At 66.9% G+C, this 25,210-nt stretch carries 27 protein-coding genes and 1 tRNA gene; 15 read left to right on the forward strand and 13 right to left on the reverse strand.

The genetic code is table 11. The features are described 5' to 3' along the window. Nucleotides 1-160: 160 nt before the first annotated feature. Nucleotides 161-814, reverse strand: coding sequence for an MOSC domain-containing protein (locus tag ACTAQI_RS10760; RefSeq protein ID WP_457950947.1), 654 nt, complete (start codon nt 812-814; stop codon nt 161-163). 180 nt (nt 815-994) lie between these two features. Here ACTAQI_RS10760 and ACTAQI_RS10765 point away from each other — a divergent pair, with 180 nt between their 5' ends. Genes ACTAQI_RS10765 through ACTAQI_RS10780 form a run of 4 tightly spaced genes read left to right on the forward strand, consistent with a single transcriptional unit; the run spans nt 995 to nt 5,477 of the window. Next, the gene (locus ACTAQI_RS10765; protein WP_457950948.1) at nt 995-1,600 is read left to right on the forward strand and encodes a Tat pathway signal protein; all 606 of its coding nucleotides are present in this window, start codon (nt 995-997) and stop codon (nt 1,598-1,600) included. Between the two features lie 12 nt (nt 1,601-1,612). Continuing rightward, nucleotides 1,613-2,815 (forward strand): glutathionylspermidine synthase family protein, encoded by a 1,203-nt coding sequence (locus tag ACTAQI_RS10770; protein ID WP_457950949.1) that lies wholly within the window; start codon nt 1,613-1,615, stop codon nt 2,813-2,815. Beyond that, nucleotides 2,812-4,305 (forward strand): APC family permease, encoded by a 1,494-nt coding sequence (locus ACTAQI_RS10775; RefSeq protein WP_457950950.1) that lies wholly within the window; start codon nt 2,812-2,814, stop codon nt 4,303-4,305. The genes ACTAQI_RS10770 and ACTAQI_RS10775 overlap by 4 nt, the downstream gene beginning before the upstream one ends. Continuing rightward, nucleotides 4,302-5,477 carry an acyl-CoA dehydrogenase family protein gene (locus ACTAQI_RS10780; protein WP_457950951.1) on the forward strand — a complete coding sequence of 392 codons (1,176 nt, stop codon included), beginning with the start codon at nt 4,302-4,304 and terminating at the stop codon, nt 5,475-5,477. Before ACTAQI_RS10775 ends, ACTAQI_RS10780 begins: the two co-directional genes overlap by 4 nt. Nucleotides 5,478-5,485: 8 nt before the next feature. Here ACTAQI_RS10780 and ACTAQI_RS10785 read toward each other — a convergent pair whose 3' ends face one another. Genes ACTAQI_RS10785 through ACTAQI_RS10805 form a run of 5 tightly spaced genes read right to left on the reverse strand, consistent with a single transcriptional unit; the run spans nt 5,486 to nt 10,774 of the window. Beyond that, nucleotides 5,486-6,256 (reverse strand): SDR family oxidoreductase, encoded by a 771-nt coding sequence (locus tag ACTAQI_RS10785; RefSeq protein ID WP_457945781.1) that lies wholly within the window; start codon nt 6,254-6,256, stop codon nt 5,486-5,488. A gap of 25 nt (nt 6,257-6,281) precedes the next feature. After that, nucleotides 6,282-7,646 (reverse strand): MFS transporter, encoded by a 1,365-nt coding sequence (locus ACTAQI_RS10790; protein ID WP_457945782.1) that lies wholly within the window; start codon nt 7,644-7,646, stop codon nt 6,282-6,284. Further along, nucleotides 7,643-8,149, reverse strand: coding sequence for a winged helix-turn-helix transcriptional regulator (locus tag ACTAQI_RS10795; RefSeq protein WP_457945783.1), 507 nt, complete (start codon nt 8,147-8,149; stop codon nt 7,643-7,645). Before ACTAQI_RS10795 ends, ACTAQI_RS10790 begins: the two co-directional genes overlap by 4 nt. A 49-nt stretch (nt 8,150-8,198) precedes the next feature. Further along, nucleotides 8,199-9,362: a cystathionine gamma-synthase gene (locus tag ACTAQI_RS10800; protein WP_457945784.1), complete on the reverse strand. Its 1,164-nt coding sequence runs from the start codon at nt 9,360-9,362 to the stop codon at nt 8,199-8,201. 26 nt (nt 9,363-9,388) lie between these two features. Then, nucleotides 9,389-10,774 (reverse strand): cystathionine beta-synthase, encoded by a 1,386-nt coding sequence (locus ACTAQI_RS10805; RefSeq protein ID WP_457945785.1) that lies wholly within the window; start codon nt 10,772-10,774, stop codon nt 9,389-9,391. Between the two features lie 59 nt (nt 10,775-10,833). On the opposite strand from ACTAQI_RS10805, the gene ACTAQI_RS10810 reads away from it, so the two are divergent. After that, nucleotides 10,834-12,021 (forward strand): SLC13 family permease, encoded by a 1,188-nt coding sequence (locus tag ACTAQI_RS10810; protein ID WP_457945787.1) that lies wholly within the window; start codon nt 10,834-10,836, stop codon nt 12,019-12,021. Between the two features lie 40 nt (nt 12,022-12,061). Here the strand turns inward: ACTAQI_RS10810 and ACTAQI_RS10815 are convergent, their stop codons facing one another. Further along, nucleotides 12,062-12,469: a VOC family protein gene (locus ACTAQI_RS10815; RefSeq protein ID WP_457945789.1), complete on the reverse strand. Its 408-nt coding sequence runs from the start codon at nt 12,467-12,469 to the stop codon at nt 12,062-12,064. Nucleotides 12,470-12,620: 151 nt separating this feature from the next. Here ACTAQI_RS10815 and ACTAQI_RS10820 point away from each other — a divergent pair, with 151 nt between their 5' ends. The 5 genes from ACTAQI_RS10820 (at nt 12,621) to ACTAQI_RS10840 (ending at nt 16,833) form a co-directional block, all read left to right on the forward strand. Then, on the forward strand, nt 12,621-13,607 hold the full coding sequence (locus ACTAQI_RS10820; protein ID WP_457945790.1) for a 3-methyladenine DNA glycosylase: 987 nt from the start codon (nt 12,621-12,623) through the stop codon (nt 13,605-13,607). A gap of 143 nt (nt 13,608-13,750) precedes the next feature. After that, nucleotides 13,751-14,362, forward strand: a complete 612-nt coding sequence (locus tag ACTAQI_RS10825) for a hypothetical protein (protein WP_457945791.1) — start codon at nt 13,751-13,753, stop codon at nt 14,360-14,362. Between the two features lie 74 nt (nt 14,363-14,436). Next, nucleotides 14,437-15,930, forward strand: coding sequence for a C2 family cysteine protease (locus tag ACTAQI_RS10830; RefSeq protein ID WP_457945793.1), 1,494 nt, complete (start codon nt 14,437-14,439; stop codon nt 15,928-15,930). 119 nt (nt 15,931-16,049) lie between these two features. Then, nucleotides 16,050-16,367: a hypothetical protein gene (locus ACTAQI_RS10835; RefSeq protein WP_457945795.1), complete on the forward strand. Its 318-nt coding sequence runs from the start codon at nt 16,050-16,052 to the stop codon at nt 16,365-16,367. A gap of 13 nt (nt 16,368-16,380) precedes the next feature. Beyond that, nucleotides 16,381-16,833, forward strand: coding sequence for a hypothetical protein (locus ACTAQI_RS10840; RefSeq protein ID WP_457945796.1), 453 nt, complete (start codon nt 16,381-16,383; stop codon nt 16,831-16,833). On the opposite strand, the gene ACTAQI_RS10845 is transcribed toward ACTAQI_RS10840, so the two are convergent. Continuing rightward, nucleotides 16,834-18,510, reverse strand: a complete 1,677-nt coding sequence (locus tag ACTAQI_RS10845) for an AMP-binding protein (protein WP_457945797.1) — start codon at nt 18,508-18,510, stop codon at nt 16,834-16,836. A 93-nt stretch (nt 18,511-18,603) separates the two neighbouring features. Between ACTAQI_RS10845 and ACTAQI_RS10850 the strand changes: the two genes are divergently transcribed. Next, nucleotides 18,604-18,882 carry a putative quinol monooxygenase gene (locus ACTAQI_RS10850; protein WP_457945798.1) on the forward strand — a complete coding sequence of 93 codons (279 nt, stop codon included), beginning with the start codon at nt 18,604-18,606 and terminating at the stop codon, nt 18,880-18,882. A 62-nt stretch (nt 18,883-18,944) separates the two neighbouring features. Here ACTAQI_RS10850 and ACTAQI_RS10855 read toward each other — a convergent pair whose 3' ends face one another. Continuing rightward, on the reverse strand, nt 18,945-19,379 hold the full coding sequence (locus tag ACTAQI_RS10855) for a thioredoxin family protein (RefSeq protein ID WP_457945799.1): 435 nt from the start codon (nt 19,377-19,379) through the stop codon (nt 18,945-18,947). Nucleotides 19,380-19,471: 92 nt separating this feature from the next. Beyond that, nucleotides 19,472-20,026, reverse strand: coding sequence for an acyl-CoA thioesterase (locus tag ACTAQI_RS10860; RefSeq protein ID WP_457945801.1), 555 nt, complete (start codon nt 20,024-20,026; stop codon nt 19,472-19,474). A 71-nt stretch (nt 20,027-20,097) separates the two neighbouring features. Between ACTAQI_RS10860 and ACTAQI_RS10865 the strand changes: the two genes are divergently transcribed. Beyond that, on the forward strand, nt 20,098-20,832 hold the full coding sequence (locus tag ACTAQI_RS10865; RefSeq protein ID WP_457945803.1) for a potassium channel family protein: 735 nt from the start codon (nt 20,098-20,100) through the stop codon (nt 20,830-20,832). 340 nt (nt 20,833-21,172) lie between these two features. Further along, entirely contained in the window at nt 21,173-22,183 is a 1,011-nt protein-coding gene (locus ACTAQI_RS10870) for a LysM peptidoglycan-binding domain-containing protein (protein WP_457945804.1), read from the forward strand. Nucleotides 22,184-22,273: 90 nt separating this feature from the next. Here the strand turns inward: ACTAQI_RS10870 and ACTAQI_RS10875 are convergent, their stop codons facing one another. The 3 genes from ACTAQI_RS10875 to ACTAQI_RS10885 all read right to left on the reverse strand — a co-directional run bounded on the left by ACTAQI_RS10875 (nt 22,274) and on the right by ACTAQI_RS10885 (nt 23,392). Next, nucleotides 22,274-22,699, reverse strand: a complete 426-nt coding sequence (locus ACTAQI_RS10875; protein ID WP_457945805.1) for a CBS domain-containing protein — start codon at nt 22,697-22,699, stop codon at nt 22,274-22,276. 189 nt (nt 22,700-22,888) lie between these two features. Then, nucleotides 22,889-22,970: transfer RNA gene (locus tag ACTAQI_RS10880), tRNA-Tyr, on the reverse strand. Nucleotides 22,971-23,137: 167 nt separating this feature from the next. Beyond that, nucleotides 23,138-23,392 carry a hypothetical protein gene (locus ACTAQI_RS10885; protein ID WP_457945807.1) on the reverse strand — a complete coding sequence of 85 codons (255 nt, stop codon included), beginning with the start codon at nt 23,390-23,392 and terminating at the stop codon, nt 23,138-23,140. 186 nt (nt 23,393-23,578) lie between these two features. On the opposite strand from ACTAQI_RS10885, the gene ACTAQI_RS10890 reads away from it, so the two are divergent. Then, nucleotides 23,579-24,070: a YajQ family cyclic di-GMP-binding protein gene (locus ACTAQI_RS10890; RefSeq protein WP_018760541.1), complete on the forward strand. Its 492-nt coding sequence runs from the start codon at nt 23,579-23,581 to the stop codon at nt 24,068-24,070. Nucleotides 24,071-24,345: 275 nt separating this feature from the next. Next, nucleotides 24,346-25,197, forward strand: a complete 852-nt coding sequence (gene efeU, locus ACTAQI_RS10895; protein WP_457945809.1) for an iron uptake transporter permease EfeU — start codon at nt 24,346-24,348, stop codon at nt 25,195-25,197. The last annotated feature ends 13 nt before the right edge of the window (nt 25,198-25,210 follow it).

A 25,210-nucleotide genomic window follows, 5' to 3' on the forward strand; every position in this document is an offset into this window, starting at 1 on the left:
GCCCCAACACTTGCCAGTCCTGCCTCAAAAATTGGGCAGGAATAAGGGATTTCCGGAGTGGGGGATGTTTCAAGTGTAAGGGATGGACGCCGCTGACCGCCAATTCAGGGTCCGACGGCGGCGGTGAGCTTGCGCACACAGCCCGCCCAGGGCGGGGCTGCTACTGCCCCAGCCGCCGCAAAAGCACCCGGAACCTGGTGTGGTATTCGTCCTGCAGCCTGATCTCGCCGTCGGCCTCTGCCCTGCGGAGGGCCTCGATGACCTCCGCGTCCGGGTCGCTGAACCATCTGCCGATGGTGACGCCGTGGCGCGGCACGAAGGTCCGCTCGATGGGATCGCCGGCCCGGATACTGCCGGCGCGGGTCACCCGCAGGTAAGCCCCCACCCGTCCCTCCTCGGTGAACCGCTTCACCCACTGGGGTTCCTTCATGCGGCGCTGGAACGTGGCGCAGGGGACGCGCGGCGACGTGACTTCGAGTTCGACGTCGGGTCCCACCTTCCAGCGCTCCCCGATCACTGCGTGGGTGGCTTCGATCCCGGACACCCGCAGGTTCTCCCCGAAGATGCCCGGCGGCAACTCGCGCCCCAGTGCGCCCGCCCAGAAATCGGCGTCGGCCTGGGAATAGGCATAGACGGCCTGGTCCTCCCCGCCGTGGTGCACCCGGTTGGCCTGGATGTCCCCGCGCAGGCCCAGCTTGTGGACCTTGATGGGACCATCCGCCGGGCGCTTGTCGATGGCCGTGACGCCCACGCTGCCCTGGTCCCCCAGGAGCTGGTGGACACGGCAGACGGCAAGGACAGAACCTGATTCCATGGCATCAGTCTAGGGTTCCGGGGCACGCCGCCCGCAGGCACCCGCAATGGGCAGTCCTCCCCTGTGTCCGGAGTGCGTTCCTGCTCGCAGGCGGCACCGGCAGGGACTACGCTGATTCGAGACTTGCATTTGGGGGTGCAGTGCTGCGCCCAAATCGCGTGACCAATTGAGGGGGACGCCGTGGACTCGAACCAGAAAGACCCAAAAGAGGATCCGGAGACCTGGCCGGCAAACGAAGGCAGCAGTGACGCAGGCAGCACCGCCAAGCCACCGCCCTGGCAGGTCCCCAAACCGGACCTGCGTCCCGAGCTCCTCAATGAGCCCGTCACCCCCGTGGACCCGTTTGCCCGCGAGCGGGAGAAGCAGGTCAACCAGGCGGCCGCCCGCAAGAAGCGCTCCCAGCGGCGCACCGTGGTGGTGGGCCTCGGCGTGACCGCCCTCCTGGCCGGCACCATCACGGCAGTGGTCGCCAGCAACGAGGATGACCCTGAGTACGCGCAGGTGTGCTTCAACGACGAGACCGGCGAGCGCGTGGCGGACACCAGCTGCGACAGTTCCGCCGGCCGCGGCGGCGGCATCTACGCCTGGTACTTCTACTCCCGCGGGGCAAGCGTTCCGTCCATCGGCCAGAACCGGTCCACGGCGCCCAACTACACCCGGACCATTCCCAGCGGGGCCAAGGCTTCCACGGGCTACAGCAGCAAGGGCGGCACGGTCAGCCGCGGCGGTTTCGGCTCGAGCGCCAAGAGCGGCTCAAGCGGCGGCGGCAAGGTTTCGGGGGGCTGACCGGTGAAGCGGATGTTGTCTGAGCCCCGTCCGGGCTGGAAGCAGAAAATCGAAGAGCAGGGCCTGGTCTTCTCCACTACCACCATGGATGACGGGCGCCGGATCGAGTATTGGAACGAATCGGCGTACTACGAGTTCACCATGGACGAGGTGGAGACCCTTGAAGTCGCGGCCGAGGACATGCACCGGATGTGCCTGGAGGCCGCGAAATTCCTGGCCACCGGCGCCATGGGCAGCATCGGCATCGGACCGCAGGCCCTGGAGCTGGCGGCAGAGTCACTGCAGGCCGGCGACGTGGACGTGTACGGCCGGTTCGACTTCATCTACGACGGCCATGGCGGGCCTGCCAAGATGCTCGAATACAACGCCGACACCCCCACCGGACTCATAGAGGCCGCCGTCGCCCAATGGTTCTGGCTGCAGGACGTCCACCCGGAAAAGGACCAGTGGAACGGCATCCATGAAGCCCTGATCCGGCAGTGGAAGAAATTCCAGTACCGCACCGGCATGAGCACCCTGCACGTTGCCCATTCCGAGGTGGAGGAATCCGGTGAGGACTGGATGACGGCGGCCTACATGCGCGACGTCGCCAGCCAGGCCGGATGGACCACCATCGGCATCAACATGTCCGACATCGGCTGGGACCCCAACCTGAACCGCTTCGTGGACCTGGACAACTTCATGATCAGCACCATCTTCAAGCTCTACCCCTGGGAGCTGATGATGAAGGAGGAATTCGGCCCCCGCCTCCTGGAGCGTGCCCACAACCCGCGCTGGGTGGAGCCTGCCTGGAAGATGCTGCTCTCCAACAAGGCCCTGCTCGCCGCCCTGTGGCACCTCTACCCCAACCACCCCAACCTGCTGCCCGCCTACCTCACGGATCCCGGCCCGCTGAAGGAGTGGGTGGGCAAGCCGCTGCACGGCCGTGAAGGCGACAACATCCGCATCCACGCGGACGGCATCAGCCTGGAACAGCCCGGCGGCTACGGCCGCGAGGGCTGGTGCTACCAGCAGTACCACCCCCTGCCGGACTTCGACGGCAACCGCCCGGTTCTGGGCCTCTGGGTGGTGGACGGCGAATCCGTGGGCTGCGGCATCCGGGAATCGGACGGGCCGGTCACGGACTACTTCTGCCGTTTTGTGCCCAACACCATTGACGCGCCGGCGCCGCTTTCGGCGGTGGCCGACTCCACCAAGGCAGGAATCATCTTATGAGCACGGACATGACGACGGCGGGAGGCCACGGAGGCGGGGCCGGCACCCCGGTGCCGGCCAAGGGACTGCGGGCCGGGATCCTGGACCTGGGCGACTCGGTGATGCTGGGGCTGGCCTCCACCGCGCCGGTGTACTCGCTGGCCGCCACCCTGGGCCTCATTGTTGCCGTCAACGGCAACTACACGCCCCTGATCCTCCTGGTGGGATTCATCCCGGTCCTGTTCATTGCCTACGCCTTCCGCGAGCTCAACAGCGCCATCCCCGACTGCGGCACCACGTTCACCTGGTCCCGCCAGGCCTTCGGCCCCTGGGCGGGCTGGCTGGGCGGCTGGGGCGTGGCGCTGGCCGGGATCGTGGTCCTGGCCAACCTGGCGCAGGTGGCCGGCCAGTACCTGTGGCTGCTGGTGGGTGACGGGTCGCTGGCAGAGAACAAGGTGCTGGTCACCGGAACGGGCCTGCTGTTCATCGTGCTGATGACCCTGGTGAACTACCGCGGCATCCGGCTGGGCGAGCACGTGCAGCGCGTCCTGACCTACGTCCAGTACATTGCGCTGGGCATTTTCGCGCTTGCCATCGTCATGCGGATCGTGGGCGGGGCGCCCGAGGGCCAGGCCTTCGACTTCGAATGGTTCAACCCGGTGGGCGCCTTCGCCGATCCGGGGGCCGTGGTGCACGGAGCCCTCCTGGCCCTGTTCATCTACTGGGGCTGGGACACCTGCCTGGCCGTGAACGAGGAAACCGAAGACCCGTCCAGCACCCCCGGCCGCGGCGCCGTGATCTCGGCCTTCATCCTGGTGGCGATCTACGTTTCCGTGGCGCTGCTGGTGATGATGTACGCCACCGTGGGCTCCGAGGGCATCGGCCTGGGCAACGAGGCCAACAAGGACGACGTGTTCCTGGCGATGAAGGACGTGGTGCTGGGGCCCTGGGGCTGGCTGATCGTGGTGGCGGTTTTGGCTTCCGTCCTGTCCTCGACCCAGACCACCATCCTGCCCACCGCGCGCGGGACGCTGTCCATGGGCGTCCACGGGGCCCTTCCGGCCAGGTTCGCCGAGGTGCACCCACGCAACCAGACCCCCGGGTTCTCCACCCAGGTCATGGGCGGCGCGGCCGCTGCGTATTACGTGGCCATGAGTTTCCTCAGCGAAAACCTGCTGGCGGACTCCATCAGTGCCATCAGCCTGTTCATCGCGTTCTACTACGCCCTGACCGGCTTCGCCTGCTTCTGGTACTTCCGCGGAACACTGCGGGAATCGGCCCGCAACCTGTGGTTCCGCGGCATCCTGCCCCTGGCCGGTGCGCTGCTCCTCACCGCGGCGTTCTTCATCTCGGCCGTGCAGATGTGGGATCCCGCGTATGGCGACACGCAGATCTTCGGCGTCGGCGGGGCCTTCGTGAGCGGCGTGGTGCTGCTGGCGCTGGGAGTTGTCCTCGCCGGCGTCTGCCGCTTCCTGCCCGCCACCCGCGGCTACTTCCAGGTGAAGCCATGACGGCCGGCCCGTCCGACGTCCTGGACCTCGATTCCCTGCTGTCAGCCGGGGAACTGGAGCTCCGGCAAAAGGTCCGCGACTTCACCCACCAGCGCATCAGGCCGGGCATTGCCCGCTGGTACGAGGACGCCGTGTTCCCGCTGGACCTTGCCCCGGAACTGGGTGAGCTGGGGGTCCTGGGGATGCACCTGGAGGGCTACGGCTGTCCGGGCCGGTCCGCCGTCGAATACGGCCTCGCGGCGATGGAACTGGAAGCCGGCGATTCCGGCATCCGCACGTTCGTGTCCGTCCAGGGTTCGCTGGCCATGACCGCCATCCACACCTGGGGCTCCGAGGAGCAGAAGCAGGAATGGCTGCCACGGATGGCCGCCGGCGAGGTGATCGGCTGCTTCGCCCTGACCGAACCCACTGCCGGTTCAGATCCGGCCTCGATGGCGACGTTCGCTGCCCGGGATGGCAGCGGAGACGAGGCCGGCTGGGTGCTCAACGGTGCCAAGCGCTGGATCGGGCTGGCCTCCGTGGCCGGTGTGATGGTGGTGTGGGCCATGACGGACGACGGCGTGCACGGCTTCCTGGTGCCCGCAGGAACCCCCGGTGTCACGGCTACGCCCATCCAGCAAAAGCTGTCCATGCGCGCCTCCATCCAGTGCGATGTGGTGTTCGACGACGTCCGGCTGGGTCCCGAATCCCTGCTGCCGGGTGCGCGCGGGCTGCGTGGCCCGTTCACCTGCCTGAACGAGGCCCGGTACGGGATCGCCTGGGGTGCCATGGGAGCCGCCCGTGATTCCTATGAGGCCGCGCTGGGGTACTCACAGGACCGGCTGCAGTTCGGCAAGCCGCTGGCCGGCTACCAGCTCACGCAGGAAAAGCTGGTGAACATGCTGGTGGAGATCCAGAAGGGCACCCTGCTGGCGCTGCACCTGGGCCGGCTCAAGGACGCGGGGACCATCCGGCCGGAGCAGATTTCGCTGGGCAAACTGAACAACGTCCGCGAGGCCATCAAGATCGCCCGTGAAGCCCGCTCCATCCTGGGCGGCAACGGCATCACCACGGACTATTCACCGCTGCGGCACGCCGCCAACCTGGAGTCTGTCCGCACCTATGAAGGCACCGACGAGGTCCACACCCTGATCCTGGGCCGGCACATCACCGGCCTGGACGCCTTCAACTGACCCCTCCCTCAGGCGGAGAAGCCGCCGTCGGCCTTGATCAGCTGCCCGGACACCCAGCGGCCGGCCGGCGAGAGCAGGAACGCCACGGTTCCCGCCACGTCGGCCGGGGTGCCCAGCCTGCCGGTTGGCTGCTGGGCGGTGAGCTCTTCACGCACGTCCGGGGTCATCCAGCCGGTATCCACCGGCCCCGGGTTGAGGACGTTCGCGGAGATCCCCTGCGGGCCCACCTCCCGGGCGGCGGCAATCACGATCCTGTCCAGCGCCCCCTTCGAGGCGCCGTAGGGAAGGTTGAACGCTGTGTGGTCACTGGTCAGCGCAACGATCGCGCCGCCGTCGTCCGTTGCCTGCCGCGCAAAGGCGGCAATCAGCTGCCAGCTGGCACGCGTGTTCACGGCGAAGTGCCGGTCAAAGGATTCAACGGTGGTGTCTAGCACCCCGGAGTCCACTGATTCCGCATGGCTGAGCACCAGGCCCTGCAGCGGTCCGGCCAGCTGCGCGGACTCGGCCACGAGCCGGTCCGGGACGCCCGGGTCCTGGAGATCGGCCGAGAGGACATGGACTTTGGCGCCAATGGCTTCCAGCTCCGCGGTAAGGCGGACCACGTCCTCGGGTTCGCTCCCCCACGGCATGCGGGCGTCGTAGCCTGCCCAGTAGGACAGGACCAGGTCCCAGCCGTCCGCCGCGAGCTGCCGGGCAATGCCGGCACCGATGCCGGCCAGCCGCCCCACGCCGGTGACCAGGGCAACGGGACGGGCAGGGGCGGGGGCGACGGATTCCATTCGACCAGCCTAGCGGCGGCCCGTGTCAGGCCGCTGCCGGCTCCGCTTCCCGCGAACCGCGGTTCCGGCGGATGGTGGCGCTGATGACGGCGGCAATGGTGCACATGGCAGCGGCGCCGAACCAGGCGTAGGTGTAGTGCCCTGTGGCGTCGCGGAGGGCGCCGGCGGCGATGGCGGCTGCGGCGGCGCCCAGCTGGTGGGCCGCGAACACCCACCCAAAGACCACGCTGCCGTCGGCTCCGAACGTTTCACGGCAGATGGCGGCTGTTGGTGGAACGGTGGCCACCCAGTCCAAGCCGTAGATCACCACGAACACGATCATGCTGGGCTGTACCTCGGCGTTCAGCAGCAGCGGGAGCACCAGCAGGCCGATCCCGCGGAACTGGTAGTAGACGGCCAGCAGGACGCGGGGGTTGAAACGGTCGGTCAGCCAGCCGGAAGCGATGGTCCCGATGATGTCGAAAATCCCGACGACGGCGAGCAGCCCTGCGGCGGTGGTTTCGGGCATGCCGTGGTCGTGCGCGGAGGGGATGAAGTGGGTGCCGATCAGGCCGTTGGTGGTGGCGCCGCAGATGGCGAACCCGGCCGCGAGCGCCCAAAAAGTCCGGACCTTGCTGGCGCGCCGGAGTACCTGCAGCGCACGGACGGCAGCGTTGGGGCGCCGGCCGTCGGTGGGAGCGGCTGCTGGGGCTGTTGGCTCTTCAGCTTCAATATCCAAAGGCTCCGCACCATAGGGCAGGACCCCCACGTCGGCCGGCGAGTTCTTGAGGAACTTCAGCACCAGCGGGACAACGGCGAGGGCGCCGGCGGCGATCAGCAGCGAGGCCTGCCGCCAGCCGGGATCCTGGGCCAGCATGGCGATGAAGGGCAGGAAGACCAGCTGGCCGGCTGCGCTGCCGGCGGTGAGGATGCCGATCACCAGTCCCCGGCTCTTCGCAAACCAGTTGTTGGCGATGGTGGCGGCGAAGACCAGGGCCATGGAGCCGGTGCCGAGCCCGATCAGCAGGCCCCAGGTCAGCAGGATCTGCCAGGACTGGTTTACCAGCACCGTCAGTGCGCTGCCCATGCCGATCAGGACCAGGGCCGTTGCCGTCACGGCCCGGATTCCGAACCGTTCCATCAGCGCGGCGGCGAACGGGGCGGTCAGGCCGAAGAGCACCAGGTTGATGCTGACTGCCGCCGAGAGCACGGTGGTGGACCAGCCAAACTCCTGCTGGAGCGGGACCATGAGGACGCCCGGAGCTGCCCGGAATCCGGCCGCCCCGACGAGCGCGAGGAACGCTACCGCGGCAACCATCCAGGCAGGATGCAGGCGGCGGCGCTTTACCGGCGGGGACTGCAGGGCGGCTTCCTCCGCGGCTTCGGCTGCTTCTTCCGGCACGGTGCTCATGAAGCCGCTCCTTTCCCGGCTGCCGTGGACAACCGGATAGGCTGCTCGGACCTGGTGCGGCTGTGCCAGCTGGTGTTGGCCGCCGTCAGCCGTTCGCCACAGTGGGTGCAGGTGTCCGCCGAGGTGGTGGGCTCCCCGCAGCCGGTGTGGATCACGTAGAGGTGCGCCTGGTCCGAGGGCGCGGCCAGGTGCTTTTCCGCCCAGATGGTGACCGCATTCAGGACCGGGAGCGCGTCTTCACCCTTGGGAGTGAGGACGTACTCCTGGCGGGTGCGCCCACCGTCGTCGTATGCCCTTTTCTCCAGCAGACCGGATTCCACCAGGCCCGCCAGCCGCTTGGTGAGGACCGAGTCCGCCACTTCCAGCCGGCTCTTCATGGCGTCAAAGCGCCCGTTTCCGAAGAAGACCTCGCGCAGCACCAGGATGGACCAGGGGTCGCCCAGGATGTCCAGGCCGCGGGCCATGCTGCAGCTGCGTTGGGACCAGTCGGATCGAAGAGGCATACGGGAACCCTAGCTGACTCTCTTCAAGAAAGCTAGGGTTCCACCGGAGTTACGGGATGGCGGAGAAGGCCTGGTCCAGGTCCGCGATCAGATCCTCCACGTCTTCGATCCCGCAGGAGAGCCGGAGCAGGTTCACCGGCACAGCGAGCTCGGTGCCCTTGACCGACGCATGGGTCATCTCGGAGGGGTAGTTCATGAGCGATTCGATTCCGCCCAGGGACTCCGCCAGAGTGAACACGGAGGTGGACTCCGCCACCTTGCGGGCGGCAGCTTCACCGCCCTTGAACTGGACAGACACCATGCCACCGAACTTCCGCATCTGCCTTTTGGCGAGCTCGTGGCCAGGGTGGCCCGGCAGCCCCGGGTAGAGGACGGCTTCCACCTCGGGGCGCTCCAGCAGCCATTCGGCCACGGCCTGCCCGTTCTCGCTGTGCCGGTCCATCCGCACACCGAGGGTCTTGAGTCCTCGGGTGGTCAGGAAGGCGTCCATGGGGCCGGACACGGCCCCCACCGCGAACTGGACGAAGCCGATCTTCTCGGCCAGTTCCGCGTCCTTGACGACGACGGCGCCACCCACCACGTCCGAGTGGCCGCCGATGTATTTGGTGGTGGAGTGGACCACCACGTCGGCACCCAGGGCGAGCGGATTCTGCAGGTAAGGGGACGCGAAGGTGTTGTCCACGACCAGGAGGGCGCCGGCGTCGTGCGCTATGTCAGCGAGCGCCACGATGTCGGTGATCTTCATCAGCGGGTTGGACGGCGTCTCCACCCACACGAACCGGGTCTTGTGTGCGGCCACCGCATGGCGGACCCTGTCCAGGTTGGCCATGTCCACCGGGGTGTTGCCGATTCCCCAGTCCCCCAGGACCCGGCTGATCAGCCGGTAGGTGCCGCCGTAGGCGTCATTGCCCAGCACGATGTGGTCCCCGGGACGGGTCAGCGCCCGGATAAGGGCATCCTCCGCGGCCAGCCCGGAACTGAAGCTGTAGGCGTGCGTGCCCAGTTCCAGCGCCGCGAGCTGTTCCTGCAGCGCATCCCGGGTGGGGTTGCCCCCGCGGCCGTATTCGTACCCGCTGCGCAGCCCGCCGATCCCGTCCTGGGCATAGGTGGAACTGAAGTGCAACGGCGGCACCACGGCGCCGGTGCGCGGCTCGAAGTCCTGGCCGGCATGGACCGCGCGGGTGTTGAAACCTTGGTTTTCAGAGACAGGCATGGGTGCTCCTTTGCGGGTAACGCAGATCAGTTGCTGAGGTAGGCCAGCAGGTCGTGCCGGGTGAGGATGCCCACGGGCGCACCCACGAACGTGACCATCAGGGTGTCCGCGTCCGACAGCAGTTCCCGGGCCGCGGAGATGGTTTCCAGTGAGCCGATCACGGGCAGCTTGGGGCCCATGTGTTCGGAGATCTTGTCAGTCAGCTTCGCTTCGCCGCGGAACAGCTTGGCCGTCAGGGTGCGCTCGTCCACGGCGCCCAGCACCTCGCCCATGACCACGGGCGGTTCCTGCGACAGGACCGGGATGTGGCTGACGCCGAACTCGTTCATGATGTTGATGACGTCGCGGACGGACTCGTTGGGGTGGATGTGCACCAGGTCCGGCAGCTCGCCGTTCTTGGACTTGATGACCTCCCCCACGGAGGTTTCCTCGCCGCCGGAGAGGAAGCCGTAGGAGCGCATCCACTGGTCGTTGAAGATCTTGCCCAGGTAGCCGCGCCCGGAGTCGGGCAGGATCACCACGACGACGGCACTTTCCGGCAAGTCCTTGGCGGCCTGCAGCGCGGCTACTACGGCCATCCCGGAGGAACCGCCAACCAGCAGCCCCTCTTCCCGTGCCAGCCTGCGGGTCATGGCGAAGGAATCGGCGTCGCTGACGGCGATCACCTGGTCCGGGACCGTCTTGTCGTAATTGGCCGGCCACATGTCTTCGCCGACGCCCTCAACGAAGTACGGGCGCCCGGTGCCACCGGAGTAGACCGAGCCTTCGGGGTCCGCGCCGATGATCCGGACCACCCCGCCGTCGGCCTCCGGCCGGCCCGCCGAGACCTCCTTGAGGTACCGGCCGGTGCCGGTGATGGTGCCGCCCGTCCCGGCGCCAATGACGCAGTGCGTGACCAGGCCGTCCGTATCCCGCCAGATCTCCGGGCCGGTGGTCTTGTAGTGGCTGCCCGGGGCGGCAGGGTTGGAGAACTGGTCCGGCTTGTAGGCCCCCGGCGTCTCCCGGGTGATCCGGTCCGAGACACCGTAGTAGCTCTGCGGGCTCTCCGGCGGAACGGACGTGGGCGTGACCACCACTTCCGCGCCGTAGGCCTGCAGCACTGCCCGCTTGTCCTCGCCCACCTTGTCCGGGACCACGAAGACGCACTTGTAGCCCTTCTGCTGCGCCACCAGGGCCAGGCCCACCCCGGTGTTGCCGGACGTCGGCTCCACGATGGTGCCGCCGGGCTTCAGCTTGCCCTCGCGTTCGGCGTCCTCGATCATCTGCGCCGCAATGCGGTCCTTGATGGACCCGCCGGGGTTCAGGTACTCCAGTTTCACCAGGACAGTGGCCTTGATGCCGTCGGTCACGTGGTTGAGTTTGATGAGCGGGGTATTGCCGATGAGGTCCAGGATGGACTGGGCGTACTTCATAGGTACAAAGCTACCGCTTCCTGCGCGCCGCTCCCTGCCCGGGATGCGAGGATAGGCCGGTGAAGCAGTTCGCATGGCTGAAAGCCGCCCGGAGCTACCTGCTGCCCGGCGCAACGCTGGCAGCAGGGATGGCTACCCTGGCCCTGGGGGCGCTCCCCCTCCCCGCGTTTGGAGAACTCGCGTCCCGCACCATTCCCATCCTGGCCTTCGTGCTGGCCATGTCCCTGGTCACCGAACTGGTGGACGAGGCGGGGCTCTTCCGGGTGGTGACGGACAGGCTGGCAGCCCTGGGCCGGGGCCGGGTCTTCCTGCTGTGGCTCCTGGTGGTGGCGGTGGCCACGGTGTCCACCGTATTCCTCTCCCTGGACACGACGGCGGTGCTGGTGACTCCGGTGGTGGTGCTGCTGGCAGTCCATGCCCGGATTCCGCCGCTGCCGTTTGCGCTGACCAGCATCTGGCTGGCCAATACCGCTTCGCTGCTGCTTCCCGTCTCCAACCTGACCAACCTGCTGGCCCAGGACCGGCTGGGCCTGAGCCCCTTGCGCTTCGCGGGGCTGGTGTGGGCCCCCGCCCTGGTTGGGGTGCTGGTCCCCCTGGCCCTGCTGTGGCTGGCGTTCCGCCGGGACCTGCGCGGAACGTACGGGCCGCAGCCCGCGCATCCCGTCCGTGACCGCACCCTGCTCAAGGTTGCGGCGGTCACGCTGCTGGTCCTGCTGCCTGCGCTGGTATCCGGCGTTCCCGTCCAGTACCCCGCGTTGGCAGCCGCGGCCGTCCTCCTGCTGATTTTCCTCCGCCGCCGTCCGTCCGTCCTGCGGTGGTCCATGGTCCCCTGGCGGCCGCTGATGCTGACGGTGGGCCTGTTCATGCTCATGGAGGCCCTGCATGCCCACGGCCTGACGCCACTGCTGGCCGGTGTGGCCGGGTCCGGCGAGAGCCTGCCTGCCCTCCTGCAGCTGGCCGGGCTGGGGGCCGGTGCTGCCAACGCCGCCAACAATCTCCCCGCCTACCTGGCCCTGGAACCGGTGGCAGGATCGCCGGCCAGGCTTGCCGCGCTGCTTATCGGGGTGAACCTTGGCCCGCTGGTGACCCCGTGGGCCTCGCTGGCCACGCTGCTGTGGCACGAACGGCTGCGGGTGCTGAACGTGCCCATCAGGTGGGGCGGGTTCGCAGCGGCGGGGCTGGTGGCGGTGGGCCTGACCGTGCCGCTGGCCGTGCTGGCACTGTGGGCCGCGTCCGGGATGCCCTGAGTCCGCCCCGCGTCAGCTGCCCGGGAACAGCTGCCTCGGATCAGGTGCCCGGGGCCTGGCCGCCCTCCGCGGCGGGAAGGTTCTCCCAGAGGCCCATCACGTTGCCCTCGGGATCCTTGAAGTAGGCCGTGTAGCCCATCCCGGGAATCTCGTTTTTGGGCATGACCACGGAGCCGCCCAGCTCCTCCACGCTCTTGAGCGTGGCGTTGATGTCCGGAACGTCCACGGTGATGACCGGACCGGTGATCTGCCCCTCCCTGGCCATCATCCCGCCGTTGATGGCGCCCGCGGCCGCCGGCTGGCCGTCGTCGTCCATGTCCGTGGTGATGACCATGCTGTAATCCATGCCCGGCACCGGTTCGATCCGCCAGCCCAACGCTTCCCGGTAGAACTTCCTGGCCCGCTTCTGGTCGTCCGCGGGGATCTCGAAATGCACTACTCCGCCCATGGTTGCCCTCCGTGTTCCTGTGCTTATCTGTTGGTTGGGTGCCTCGCGCCGCCGCCCGGGCGCCACACGCGGTGATCCTAATCCGGGGCCGCAATGCGCAGAAGGGCCGATGGTCCCGCCGCTGTCAGTGGTCCGTGGGACGATGGAAGGCATGACGATCGCAGAGGCACCTCCCCGGCTGGCAGCCGCTGCGGACGTGTCTTTGCGCTGGTATCCGGAAGCCCCCTACAGCCTTTCCCGGACCCTTGGCCCGCTCCTGCGCGGGAACAGCGATCCTTCCTTCTGCGTGCAGGGGGACGTCGTCTGGAATGCCTTTACGACGCCGGACGGTCCGGCCACCATGCGGCTCGCCCCCGCGGGCGGCGGCGATGCAGGCGCGCGGTTGGTGGATCTCCAGGCGTGGGGGCCCGGCGCCGCAGCCGCCGTGCAGGCGGCGCCCCGCCTGTTGGGGGCCGACGACGACTGGCAGGGTTTCGATGAACCGGCCTTCCATGCCACGCTGCCGCGCATGGTCCGGGAGGCCCGGCGCCGCAGCCTGGCGGTCAGGCTGCCTTCAAGCGGCCGCATGGTGGACCAGCTGGTGCCGATCATCCTGGAACAGAAGGTAACGGTTATCGAGGCGCGGCGTGCCTACCGCTACCTGGTGCACCGCTACGGGACGCCGGCGCCGCGGGCCGGAATGTCCACTCCGGCCGGGCTGGTGGTGGCACCGACAGCCGCCCAGTGGCTGCAGGTTCCCAGCTGGGAGTGGCACAAGGCCGGAGTGGGGCCCCAGCGTTCGGCCACCGTCATGCGCGCGCTGCGCTCCGCCGTCGCGCTTGAACGCCTGGCAGCGCTGCCCGCACTGGAGGCAGCGGAGAAGATGCAGGTGATCCCCGGCATCGGGGTCTGGACTGCGGCGGAGGTGGTGCAGCGCACCCACGGCTGCCCGGACTCCATATCGGTGGGTGACTACCATCTCGCGGCCTACGTGGGGGCCGCACTGACCGGACGCCGGACCGACGACGCCGGGATGCTCCGCCTTTTGGAGCCCTGGCGGGGGCACCGCCAGCGCGTGGTCCGGATGATCCAGGCCACCGGCTTCCGCAAGCCCACCTTCGGTCCCAGGATGACCATCCAGGACCACCGCGGGCACTGACCTGCACGGCACTTCCGGCCGCCTGGAAACGCTTGATCTCCGTGCCAGAGGGTACGGAGCCGGTATAGGGCGCTCCGCGGGGTGCCACACCCGTCCGGTTGGACGGCACCAGGCTGGCAGGCAACGTCGACCGAAAGGATCCCATGAGCTCCGAAACAGGCAGCACCAACCCAAACTCCGAGGCTGTGCCCGGAACGTCCCAGGATCCCGTCGTCCTGGATCCGGACGCCCAGGATCCGGACGCAGAGGAGAAGCTTAGGCTGCAGCTGGCCATCTTCGACGTGTCGCGCGACGCCGGAGGCAGGGGCCTGGAGGAGATCCGGGAAATGCTGCTGTCAGCCTTTGCCGCCCGGGGCGTTGCGGCACCTCCTGCAACTTGGGTGGAGTCCGTGGCGTCTTCGGCGTTTTACGGTGAGCCCTACATCATCGACTACCCCACGGCCATCGCAGCCGACGATCTGGAACCGGCCCCGAACCCGGAGGTCCGCGAGCGGCTCGCCGCCCGGCGGGAACTGCGCGAGGTGCAGCTCCCACCCGGAATCTTTCCCTCCCAAGAGGAGTGGAATATCCCTGCCAACGAGGTCACCAGCGCGGACCGGGGACGCGGCGGGCGAGCTGCCCTCCGAGCCCTGGAGGCACCTGAAGGCCTCTCCCGGCAGCTCTTGGCAGCGGTAGGGCTGGCAGGAGTCGTCCTGGCTGCCCTTGCGGTTATCCAGTTATCACGCCGCACCTCCAGGGTCTCCCTGGAGGGCTAGGGGCAGTTCTCCCCATCCCGCCTTTGTCCGCCGCCGCATAAGCTGTTGGAGGCTGGGACTGATTTGGGGGAACAATGGCAGGCATTTATGGGGCGGACGTCGCCCAACTTCGCGCCCTGGGAAAGGCCCTGACGGCCTCCTCGGCGCGCCTGGCGTCCACCGGGACGGCGCTTTCGAGGGACGTGCGCGACCCGGGCCGGTGGAAAGGGGCCGACGCCGAGGCGTTCCGGAACGACTGGGCCGGTACCCACAGCCTCCTGCTGGGCAAAGTCGTCGAGGCGCTTGCGGAAGCCGGGAAAGCGGCCGGACGGCACGCGGATGAGCAGGAACTCGCCAGCGGCGCCGGTGGCACGGCAAGCCGGACCAGCGCTGCTGGAGGCCCCGCCAGCAAGGACGGCGGGGATTCGACAGCCGAGTATCTGACCGGCGGGGAGCATTCTGTGGCTCGCCACCCCGACCGGGGCGAAGCGAACCTGGCCGCGCCGGAATTGGACAGGCTCCGGGGCCTGGCCAGGGACGCTGCGTCGAGCAGCAACTTCTTTGTGGGCAACGATACGGACGTCAACGAACTCCGTGCTGCCCTGGCAGGGCTCAAGCCGGCCCAGCTGAACCAGCTGCTGGAGTCGTTGACGGACGATGAGATCCGCAGCCTGGGCAGCGGCGCCGCAACCGACGGCAAGGGCCTGTTCAACGGCGAGGGAACTACTCCCTTCGAACGGCAGCAACTGCTGGACCAGCTCTTGTCCAAGGCGTCAAGGGAGCAAGTGTGCCGGCTGAAAGACCTCATCCCGTGGGCCCAGCCGGATGGAACAGCAATGGGAGACGCTGCCAGGCCCGGCGGCCCAGACCCCAGCGGCCCCGACCAGTGGGTGGAGCCCAAGTGGCCAGTAATCGGGCAACGCCCGAGCACTGACGACATCAAGCAGGGCCAGTACGGGGACTGCGTGGTTCTGGCAGCCGCCGGGGCCATGATCAATGCGGATCCCGGCTGGGCCCGCGAGCACGTGACAGACAACGGCAACGGAACCGTTTCTGTCCTGCTGTTTGACAAGAACGGGCAAGAGCAGTGGGTGACCGTCACCTCCGAACTGCCGGCGAACAGCAAGGGCACACAGATGGGCGCCAAGGCGGGTTTCGGCGGCAACTGGCCGGCCTACGTGGAGAAAGCGCTGGCACAGGTGTACACCGAAGACGACAACAATGATGGCACTAAGGAAGGCACGCCCCCGGATCAGGCGTACCCGCCGGGTAACTACCGCGCCATCGAAGGCAACTGGGGACCGGATGCATTCCAGTACCTGGCGGGACCAAACATAGCGCGCACATCTGCTGCCGATGATGTGTGGGAGGCGGTCAGACAGGGGCGCCCCGCTTTGGTGACCACCCTCGCCGATCTGCCCCAAGGTGCCCCAGAGGGCTATCACACCAGCCACGCCTACTTCGTTACCGGTTTGGATGCGGAAGGAAATATTCTCCTGCGGAACCCCTGGGGTTCGCAGTACCCGGTCCTGACCGTGACGCCACAGGACTTCAAAGACAAGTACCAAGACGCATCGGTGGTGCGCTGATGGGACTTCTGCATCGGTTTCACCGTCTGGGAACTGTCGCCCTCCTGACCCTGGGCACAGGAGCGTGCTCGTCCAGTCCATCCACAGATCCCACGCCCGTTTCCACTGAGGAGCCCACAATGACTGACAGCTGCACTGGATCAGGCGCCTACCGGATCGTCCCTTCAATTCCCGGGTCATGGCCGCTGCTTCCCGATTCCAGCAAGGGCGACAAGTTCACGCCGACTGTGGGGCTGGCTGGCACGAAGGCCTCTGCCTCCCCTGCAACGGCCGACCTCTCACTGGCTGCCGACGCCCCGGATCCCACTCCGGTCTATTTCCATGACCTCAAGCTGGGCTCCGAAGCAGCGATGAACGGCTACACGATCAGGATCACCTCGATCTGCGACGGCGAAGTCCGCTTCGACCTGGTGCAGCAGCCCGATGGACAATCCTGAGGCCGGTCGGCTCATGGCGCGAACTTCGGAGGCGTGGGGCTGGCTCCTTGTCCTGGCAGCCCTGTCCTCGGCCCTGACCCTCGCTGGCTGTGCCCAGCCCGAAACAACGGTTGATTCGAAGCCGCAGGCAGTAGCCACGAAAGGCCAAGGGCGCGCTTCCAGCCCAAGCTGCACCAGCACTGGAAACTACAAGGTGGTCCCATCAGCCAACGGCTCATTCCCGCTGCTTCCAGCAACCTCCACGGCGGCGGAACCACCCTTGGTCCGGCTTTCCAGTACGCACCTGAAGAATGACCCGGTGACTGCAGACTTGTCGGTTGCCCTCTTCTCCGGCGGCAGCCCCGCGTCCCAGGAGTTCCCCAGGCTCGCAGTGGGCCAGGAAGCCACCTTTGACGGCTACACCATCAAGATCACCTCGATCTGCGACGGGGAAGTGCTTTTCGACGTGGTGCAGCAGCCCGGGTAGTCAGAGGCCCAGCCGGGCCACGGCCTCCTCGCGCATCTGTACCTTGCGGATCTTCCCCGAGACCGTCATGGGGAAACTCTCGCGCACCTCCACGTAGCGGGGAATCTTGTAGTGCGCCAGCCGGCCGCGGCAGAACTCTGCCACGGAGTCGGCGTTGAGGGGCTCGGCACCCGGCTTGAGGATGATGCAGGCCATGAGTTCCTCGCCATACCGCTGGTCCGGGACCCCAATGACCTGGACATCCTGGATGGCGGGATGGGTGTAAAGGAACTCCTCAATTTCGCGTGGGTAGATGTTTTCGCCGCCCCGGATCACCATGTCCTTGATCCGGCCCTCCACCACCACATACCCGTCCTCGTCCATGCGGGCCAGGTCGCCGGTGTGCATCCAGCCGTCAGCGTCGATGGCTTCGGCCGTCTTGTCCGGCTGGTTCCAGTACCCGGCCATCACGGCGTAGCCGCGGGTGCAGAGTTCGCCGATCTGTCCGCGCTCCAGTTCCTCCCCCGTGGCAGGATCCACGATCCGGCTCTCCAGTTGCGGCATGGTCCGGCCCACGGTCTCGGTGCGCTGCTGCAGGGTGTCCCCCTTGCGGGTCATGGTGGACACCGGCGAGGTTTCGGTCATGCCGTAGCAGATGGCCACATCCACCATGTTCATCTCTGAAATCACGCGGTTCATCACCTCGATGGGGCACAGCGAACCCGCCATCACCCCGGTGCGGAGCGTGGACAGGTCGTAGGAACCGAAATCGGGCAGCGCGAGCTCGGCGATGAACATGGTGGGAACCCCGTAAAGGGAGGTGCCGGCAAAGTCCTGCACCGCCTCAAGTGCGGCCGCAGGCGAGAAGCCGCGCCCCGGGATGATGGTGGCGGCACCGTGGCTGAGCGCGTTCAGGTTGCCAATCACCATCCCGAAGCAGTGGTAGAACGGCACGGGGATGACCACGCGGTCCCGTTCGGTGTAGCCCAGCAGCTCGCCGATGGCGTAGCCATTGTTCAGGATGTTGTGGTGCGTCAGCGTGGCACCTTTGGGGAAGCCCGTGGTGCCGGACGTGTACTGCAGGTTGATGGGATCGTGCGGATCAAGTTCGGCCATGCGGGCCTTCAGGGCAGCGTGGCCGACGTCGTCCGCCCGCTTGAGAAGCTCGGCGTAGGTGAGCTCGGCGTCGCTTTGGGGGCTGCCCGCCGTCAGCCCGTCCAGGCCATGGTCCGGCAGGAAGACGAGCTCCTGCAGGTCCGGGCAGGTCAGCAGTGCCTGCCGGGCCATGGCCACGTAGTCGCTGGTGTTGTCCGACGGCGCCGTAAACAGCGTGCGCATGCCGTTCTGCTTGACCACGAATTCGAGTTCGTGGCTGCGGTATGCCGGGTTGACGTTGACCAGGATGGCGCCGGCTTTGGCGGTGGCATACTGCAGCAGCGTCCACTCGGCGCAGTTGGGGCTCCAGACGCCCACCCGCTCCCCCTTGGCCACACCCAAGGCGAGGAGCGCACGCGCCAGCCGGTCGACGTCGTCGTTCATCTTGGTGTAGCTCCAGCGCCGGGCGTCAGCACCCGGCACGGGGGCGGCCTCGATGAGGGCGTCGTGAAGGGGAAACTGCGCGGCGACGCGCTCTAAGTTCGCGCCAATGGTTTCCTCCAGGAGCGGGACGTCAGTGTCCCCGGCTGTGTAAGCACGCATGATGGCACGCTACCAACAGGATCCCGGCAGGAGAAGCATGCCGGCGCCGCAACACTGCCGGTTCGGCCCCGGGCGCCCGGTATTGTGAAATCCATGAGTGCACCCATTGATCTGATAGCAACGTTCATCCCCAACGACGGCGAGTTCCACCGCGTCAAGCTGGCCCTGGAAATCGCCATTGACGAGGTGGTGAAGGAGCCAGGCTGCATCCAGTACGAACTGACAGAAGCCACCGAGGAGAAGCTGGTCCTGACCGAGCAGTGGGCGTCCGAGGAGGACCTGGCCAAGCACTCCAAGGGCACCGCCGTGCAGGACCTGAACGAATCGCTGAGCGCGCTGCTGGCCGAACCCGTCAAGGTGGAACGCGTCTGACGCAGCGTTAACGCAAAATGCGGGACCTCCTGTGGGAGGTCCCGCATTTGCGTTAACGCTTCTTAGAAGTCAGGAATCTGGGTGCCGTCCTGCGGGCCGTTTTGGCCGGCGGGCTTGCTGGCCGCTGCGGCTGCTTCCTCCCGCTGGCGGGCCACATGGGCGTGGACCTCGTCCATGTCCAGCGCCTTCACGGCGTCCACCACCTGTTCCAGCTGCTGGGCGTTCAGCGCGCCGGGCTGCGAGAACACCAGCACCTTTTCGCGGAAGGCCATCAGCGTGGGGATGGAGGTGATGCCTGCCTCCGCTGCGAGCTGCTGCTCGGCTTCGGTGTCCACCTTGGTAAAGACGACGTCCGGGTGCTTCTCGGAAACTGCTGAGTATGTGGGGCCGAACTGCTTGCAGGGGCCGCACCATTCTGCCCAGAAATCGACCAGGACAATGTCGTTGCCTTCGATCGTGGATGCGAACTGTTCACCTGTGATGTCGAGGGTAGCCATGTGTCCACGCTACGCGCCACGGCCATGGCTGTCGCCCGTGTTCGCTCCCCGCGTGATGGGGAATAGGGGAAGAACGACGCCGGCGGGCGGGTTCAGCGGTTGGCATGCCACCGGTGCGGGGCCCGGGTGCGGCTGCCGGGGAGGGCGCTGGAAGCGCGCCACTCGTGGAGCCATGCGGGGAGCACCAGGTCCGCGGGCGGGGCCCCGAACTCCGCCAGGATGTCCTCCTGGCTGACCGGGCCCGCCTTGGTGACCAGCCGGGTGGCGATGTAGGCACGCGCGTAAATCTCGCCGTCGGCCACCATGCGCTGCTCGAAAAAGATCGCCTTGGTGTCCAGCCCGATGATGCGGGTCTCGATGGTGTACTCCTGCCACAGCTGGAGTGATTTGCGGAAGGAGATGGTCTCCGCGGACACCACCGGGCTCCAGCCACGGCGGCGCATCCGCTTCCAAATGCCGCTGCGCACCATCAGGTCGAACCGGCCCAGGTCCATCAGGGACAGGTACATGCCGTTGTTGACGTGCATGGCGATGTCGATGTCCGTGGGCAGGACGCGCAGGGGCAGGGACGACGGGTCCCACACCGCCAACGGCGCGCGCCGGGCGGAGCGGAAAAGCAGAAGCAGGGTTCTCAGGAGCAGGTGCATAGGCCAATGCTACCCGCGGGTAACATCCTTCAGCCGTCTGGCTCCCGGCCATCCCCCGTAGGATTTCCTGCATGACGCAGCAACGCTACCGGGCCCTGGCGGAGTGGCCCCTGATGGCTACCGCACTGGTGTTCCTGGCCGCGTATGCATGGCAGGTCATCGGCCGGCTTGAGGGCGCCGGAGCTGACTGGCTTGAGGCTGTCATGTGGATGACGTGGTGCATCTTCGTCCTGGACTACGCGGCGAACCTGTGGCTCGCGGAAAACCGCAGGCAATGGTTCGTCCGGAACCTGCACGAGCTGGTGATCGTGGCGCTGCCGTTCTTCCGGCCCCTGCGGCTGCTGCGCCTGGTGACGTTGTTGTCCGTGCTGCACCGGACCGTGGGCGAAACGCTGCGCGGCCGGGTGGTCACCTATGTGGCGGGTTCTGCAGCGTTGCTGGTTTTCGTGGGGGCGCTGGCCGTGCTGGACGTGGAACAGTGGGCACCCGATGCCAAGATCCTCACTTTTGGCGACGCCCTGTGGTGGGCCACCGCCACCATCACCACGGTGGGCTACGGGGACATGTACCCGGTCACGCCCATCGGCCGGCTGGTGGCCACGGCACTCATGATGAGCGGCATCGCCGTGCTGGGCGTGGTGACGGCTTCCATCGCCTCCTGGCTGGTCCAAAGGGTTGAGGACACGGCGGAAACGATGGCTGAAGCTGTGGAGGAACCGATGCGGATTGAGGTGGCCGAGCTGGTCAGCGAGATCGCCTTGTTGCGGCAGGAGATCGCGGAGCTGCGGGAACGCCGGCCGCTGTAGCAGCAAGTAATCGGCTCTCCCGTGGTTGAGTAGCGCGGCCGTCCCGGGCGAGTACCCGCCGGGAAAACTCGGGTAACCCCTACTGGTGCCCGGGGCTTGGCGTGGTTCCTAGACTCGGGATTCCTAGGAACAACACGCACTGGCAGGTCCCCCGGGTGGCTTCCGGAAGGTCCTGCCGTCACGCGGAGCTCCGCATCTTCTGGGTGTGCGGATGCCTCCAACCTGCGCCGCCCGCGGCTCCGGCACCTGCCGGGGCCCGCGGCGCAATGACATCTCGATCCGTCCCGCCCCGGCCTGCACCGCAGTGCCCTGGCAGGACCGAAAACCTGATGGGCAACCCATGAACCAGCCTTCCCTTCCTTCCCCCGACGGCTCCAGCAGGAGCTTCGCAACGGACGACCCCCGAACCGACCTCAGTCCCGGCCGGACAGTCATCAGCAACAAGCTATGGGCCGGCATGGCCACGGCCGCGGTGGTGGCGGCAGTGGGCGTCGGCGCCATGGCTGCACCGCCCGCCCCAACCAATGGAAGTACGACGACGGTGGCCCAGGTCGCCGAGGCAGCCGCCCCGGCGTCGCCGAGTACAGCAGCGGCGACCGCCGTCCAGGCTGGTTCCGGTGCCGCCGCGGTTCCTGCGGCGGAGGCCCCTGCAGCCGAGGCCCCCGCACCGCCGGCCGAACCTGTTCCCGCTCCAGCTCCGGCGGCACCCAACCCGGCACCGGCACCTGAGCCGGCGGGCGATCCCAACCTGTACACAGTGGTATCCGGCGACACTGTGGGTGTGATCGCCGCCGGCCATGGCGTGGACATGAATGCGATGCTCGCGGCCAACGGTTTGAGTTTCTACAGCATCATTTATCCAGGCCAGACGCTGCTGCTGACGGGTCCACCCATCGCAGTTGCAGTGCCTGCCCCCGCTCCGGCCGCCGCGCCTGCCCCCGCCGCGGCACCGGTTGCGGCGCCGGCACCTGCACCCGCACCTGCACCTGCTCCCGCTCCCGCGGTTGCGCCGGCGGCTCCCGCCGTCCGGACCATCTACGTGGCCGGTTCGGGAGGCCAGTCGATGGTGGATGCCTGCATCGGGCCCATCCACTTCACGCCCAATGACGGCTACTCGCTGTTCATCACCGAGCACGATTTCTGCGGCGGCTGGGCCCGGTTCTCTGGAATCAGTGTAGGTGAGGCGGTGAGCATCCCGGGCTATGGAACCTTCACGGTGACGGGGCGTGGAACGGTCCCGAATCCCGGAACCACAAACGACGTCATCGCGGTCTTCGGCGGCCTCCCCCGCGCCATCCTGCAGACCTGCATTCCGGGAACCAGCACGATGCTCCTGATCGCGTTGAACTGAATGAGCTGAACTGGAATTTCCAAAGCTTGTCCGCGGGTCCGAACCTTCAAGGGTGGGATCCGCGGACAAGGCCATGACGCCTTGCCGGAGCTACACCCCGTGGCGCCCCGAAATGTGTTCCACCAGTTCTCCCACGCGCTGCTCCGAGTAGTTGCGCGCAATGTCGCCCTGGCTGATGATGCCCACCAGTTTGTGGTCGGAGATGACGGGGAGCCTCCGGACCTGGTGCTTCTCCATCATGTCGATGGCTGCATCAACATTGGCGTCGGCATCTACGCAGTAGGGCTTGCCGGAGGCGAGATCGCGGGCCACCATCTGGCCCGGGTCGCGGCCTGCGGCGACGCACTTGAGCACAATGTCGCGGTCGGTAATCATGCCCTTCAACTTGCCGTCGTCACCGCAGATGGGGAGCGCTCCGCAGTCGAGGTCCATCATCATGCGGGCCGCGTCCACAAGGGACTCGTTTTCCCTGATGCATCGCGCATCAGTGGTCATGAACTCGCGTACAGCACTCATTGAATCCTCCTTCATCGATGGAATTATCGACGCAGGGCATCGGGGCACGTGCGCCGATGCTGCCAGACTACGCCCGCACCAACATGGTGTCGACGGCGGATGGAGACCGGGTTGGAAGGACCTGGCAAGGGGGTTTTAGTCAACGAAAAAGCCTCCGGAACCTGGTGGTTCCGGAGGCTTTTCCTTGGGTGGCAGATGAGGGATTCGAACCCCCGTAGGCGTTGCCAGCTGATTTACAGTCAGCCCCCTTTGGCCGCTCGGGTAATCTGCCGAACTTCAAAAGAAGTACCCACCGATGCAGTCTTCGAAAGGGTCCGTTTCCGGCCCATTCCGCTTCAGTAACCGCGGGCAAGACAACTTTACAGAACTTCCGCCGAAGAATCGAATCGGGCCCTGCAGTGCCTCAAAAACCTTGCAACGGCGCGGAATTACCGCGGTTTACGCCTCTCCCAGGATCCGTCCGGCCAGCTTGGCTTCGAAGCTCAGCGCCTGTTCCTCGGTGATCTGGTTCAGCTGCACAGCCCTCTGGAGGTCGGCACGTACCCCGTCCATCCGGGCCGAGGCATCTGCCGCCGGACTGAAGATGATGGAGGCGGCCACCGCTGCCGCCGCCACCGAGGTCGCCGCCGTGGCCACCGCCCCGGCTGCTGCTGTTGTGGTCCGGTTGACGTAACGGGCGGCTTTGCGGTGCATGGTGTTCCCTTCGAACTGCGGTCCAACTGCTCCAACTCTCGCCAGCGCTCCTTCGTTCCCCCGGTGCGTCCGCTGAGAGGGAACTGTGAATCGGCGGGCCCCACCCGCCGGGGCATCCGTACTAGGCTGGATGCCAGTGATCCAGGCCCTGTCCCCGCACGGGGCGCCCACCAACAAAGGAGAGTCATGGCAGGCGAGTCAACGTTCGACGTCGTAAGCAAAGTGGACAAGCAGGAAGTGGCCAACGCGCTCAACCAGGCCCAGAAGGAACTCACCCAGCGTTACGACTTCAAGGGCGTCGGCGCCGAGGTGGACTTCAGCGGCGAAAAGATCCTGATGAAGGCCAACTCCGAGGAGCGCGTCCTGGCCGTCCTCGACGTGCTGCAGTCCAAGCTGATCCGCCGCGGCATATCGCTGAAGTCGCTGGACACCGGCGAGCCCTACGCCTCCGGCAAGGAGTTCCGCCTGGAAGCCTCCATCAAGGAGGGCATTGCCCAGGACCTCGCCAAGAAGATCAACAAGCTGATCCGGGACGAGGCACCCAAGTCGGTCAAGTCGCAGATCCAGGGCGACGAGCTGCGTGTTTCCTCAAAGTCCCGTGATGACCTGCAGGCCACCATGGCACTGCTGAAGGACTTTGAGGAAGCTGACCTGCAGTTCGTAAACTTCCGCAGCTAATCCTCCGCCGCCGTCGTTTTCGACGCGCCAAAGGATTCCCGCTGCGCATAGAGGCTGGCGCACCCCAAATACCAGGTGCGCCAGCCTTTTTGCGTGCCCTGGACGGATTTGTGCTGCGCGGGCCGCCACGGGATTGCCGGCCCCGGCGCACCGAACATGCCGCGGGATGTAACCTCCGGGTAATTACAGCACGATTAGTTTGCGTAATAGCCGGCGCCGGGTAACCTCTTCCTTAGGCCTGCCTAAGTAAGGCTTACCTGAGCGAAAGAACATCCATGACTGCCAATTTCCTGATCGGCCTGCGTGAAGGGCTCGAAGCCACCTTGGTGGTGGTCCTCCTCATGGCCTACCTGGCCAAGACGGACCGACGCCACCTCATCCCCAGGCTGTGGGTCGGGGTTGCGGCAGCGGCCGCTGTCGCAGTTGCTTTCGGAGCCCTCCTGACTTTCGGGCCCAAAGGCCTCACCTTCGAGGCGCAGGAGGCAATCGGCGGCACCCTGTCCATCGCCGCCGTCGGCCTGGTGACGTGGATGGTCTTCTGGATGGCGCGCACGGCGCGGACGCTGGGCAGCGACCTGAAGTCGCGTGTCGACAGGTCGGCGGGCGGTGCCGGCTGGGGGCTGGCCGTGGTGGCTGCCATCGCGGTGGGACGAGAAGGCCTGGAAACGGCCCTCTTCCTGTGGGCGGCCGCCAAGGCCACGGGAGAATCCACCCAACCGCTGTTTGGCGCACTGCTGGGCCTGGCAGCTGCTGCCGGCTTCGGCTACCTGCTCCACCGGGGCGTGCTGAAAGTCAATCTTTCCCGCTTCTTCACCTGGACCGGGTCCGGCCTGATCATCATCGCCGGCGGCGTCCTGTCCTACGGGATCCATGATCTCCAGGAGGCCCGGCTCCTTCCGGGGCTGCACTCCGTCGCCTTCGACATCAGCGGCGCCGTCCCGCCGTCGTCCTGGTACGGCACCCTACTCAAGGGAACCCTGAACTTCTCCCCCGCCACCACGTGGCTGGAAGCCGCGGCCTGGCTGCTGTATGTGGTGCCGGTGCTGTTCCTCTACCTGCGCACCAACCGCAAAGCCCCCGCCGCTTCCGGCAACAACACCGCAGTCAAGGCCGTAGCGGCCGCTTAAACCCCTCCTCCCG

It is taken from the genome of Pseudarthrobacter sp. alpha12b, assembly GCF_054130495.1.

Bases quoted from the DNA above. Each gene is read 5' to 3' on its own strand.
- ACTAQI_RS10760 (WP_457950947.1), bottom strand. From the start codon at position 814: ATGGAATCAGGTTCTGTCCTTGCCGTCTGCCGTGTCCACCAGCTCCTG.
- ACTAQI_RS10770 (WP_457950949.1), top strand. From the start codon at position 1,613: ATGTTGTCTGAGCCCCGTCCGGGCTGGAAGCAGAAAATCGAAGAGCAG.
- ACTAQI_RS10775 (WP_457950950.1), top strand. From the start codon at position 2,812: ATGAGCACGGACATGACGACGGCGGGAGGCCACGGAGGCGGGGCCGGC.
- ACTAQI_RS10780 (WP_457950951.1), top strand. From the start codon at position 4,302: ATGACGGCCGGCCCGTCCGACGTCCTGGACCTCGATTCCCTGCTGTCA.
- ACTAQI_RS10785 (WP_457945781.1), bottom strand. From the start codon at position 6,256: ATGGAATCCGTCGCCCCCGCCCCTGCCCGTCCCGTTGCCCTGGTCACC.
- ACTAQI_RS10790 (WP_457945782.1), bottom strand. From the start codon at position 7,646: ATGAGCACCGTGCCGGAAGAAGCAGCCGAAGCCGCGGAGGAAGCCGCC.
- ACTAQI_RS10795 (WP_457945783.1), bottom strand. From the start codon at position 8,149: ATGCCTCTTCGATCCGACTGGTCCCAACGCAGCTGCAGCATGGCCCGC.
- ACTAQI_RS10800 (WP_457945784.1), bottom strand. From the start codon at position 9,362: ATGCCTGTCTCTGAAAACCAAGGTTTCAACACCCGCGCGGTCCATGCC.
- ACTAQI_RS10805 (WP_457945785.1), bottom strand. From the start codon at position 10,774: ATGAAGTACGCCCAGTCCATCCTGGACCTCATCGGCAATACCCCGCTC.
- ACTAQI_RS10815 (WP_457945789.1), bottom strand. From the start codon at position 12,469: ATGGGCGGAGTAGTGCATTTCGAGATCCCCGCGGACGACCAGAAGCGG.
- ACTAQI_RS10820 (WP_457945790.1), top strand. From the start codon at position 12,621: ATGACGATCGCAGAGGCACCTCCCCGGCTGGCAGCCGCTGCGGACGTG.
- ACTAQI_RS10825 (WP_457945791.1), top strand. From the start codon at position 13,751: ATGAGCTCCGAAACAGGCAGCACCAACCCAAACTCCGAGGCTGTGCCC.
- ACTAQI_RS10830 (WP_457945793.1), top strand. From the start codon at position 14,437: ATGGCAGGCATTTATGGGGCGGACGTCGCCCAACTTCGCGCCCTGGGA.
- ACTAQI_RS10835 (WP_457945795.1), top strand. From the start codon at position 16,050: ATGACTGACAGCTGCACTGGATCAGGCGCCTACCGGATCGTCCCTTCA.
- ACTAQI_RS10840 (WP_457945796.1), top strand. From the start codon at position 16,381: ATGGCGCGAACTTCGGAGGCGTGGGGCTGGCTCCTTGTCCTGGCAGCC.
- ACTAQI_RS10845 (WP_457945797.1), bottom strand. From the start codon at position 18,510: ATGCGTGCTTACACAGCCGGGGACACTGACGTCCCGCTCCTGGAGGAA.
- ACTAQI_RS10850 (WP_457945798.1), top strand. From the start codon at position 18,604: ATGAGTGCACCCATTGATCTGATAGCAACGTTCATCCCCAACGACGGC.
- ACTAQI_RS10855 (WP_457945799.1), bottom strand. From the start codon at position 19,379: ATGGCTACCCTCGACATCACAGGTGAACAGTTCGCATCCACGATCGAA.
- ACTAQI_RS10860 (WP_457945801.1), bottom strand. From the start codon at position 20,026: ATGCACCTGCTCCTGAGAACCCTGCTTCTGCTTTTCCGCTCCGCCCGG.
- ACTAQI_RS10865 (WP_457945803.1), top strand. From the start codon at position 20,098: ATGACGCAGCAACGCTACCGGGCCCTGGCGGAGTGGCCCCTGATGGCT.
- ACTAQI_RS10870 (WP_457945804.1), top strand. From the start codon at position 21,173: ATGAACCAGCCTTCCCTTCCTTCCCCCGACGGCTCCAGCAGGAGCTTC.
- ACTAQI_RS10875 (WP_457945805.1), bottom strand. From the start codon at position 22,699: ATGAGTGCTGTACGCGAGTTCATGACCACTGATGCGCGATGCATCAGG.
- ACTAQI_RS10885 (WP_457945807.1), bottom strand. From the start codon at position 23,392: ATGCACCGCAAAGCCGCCCGTTACGTCAACCGGACCACAACAGCAGCA.
- ACTAQI_RS10890 (WP_018760541.1), top strand. From the start codon at position 23,579: ATGGCAGGCGAGTCAACGTTCGACGTCGTAAGCAAAGTGGACAAGCAG.
- efeU (WP_457945809.1), top strand. From the start codon at position 24,346: ATGACTGCCAATTTCCTGATCGGCCTGCGTGAAGGGCTCGAAGCCACC.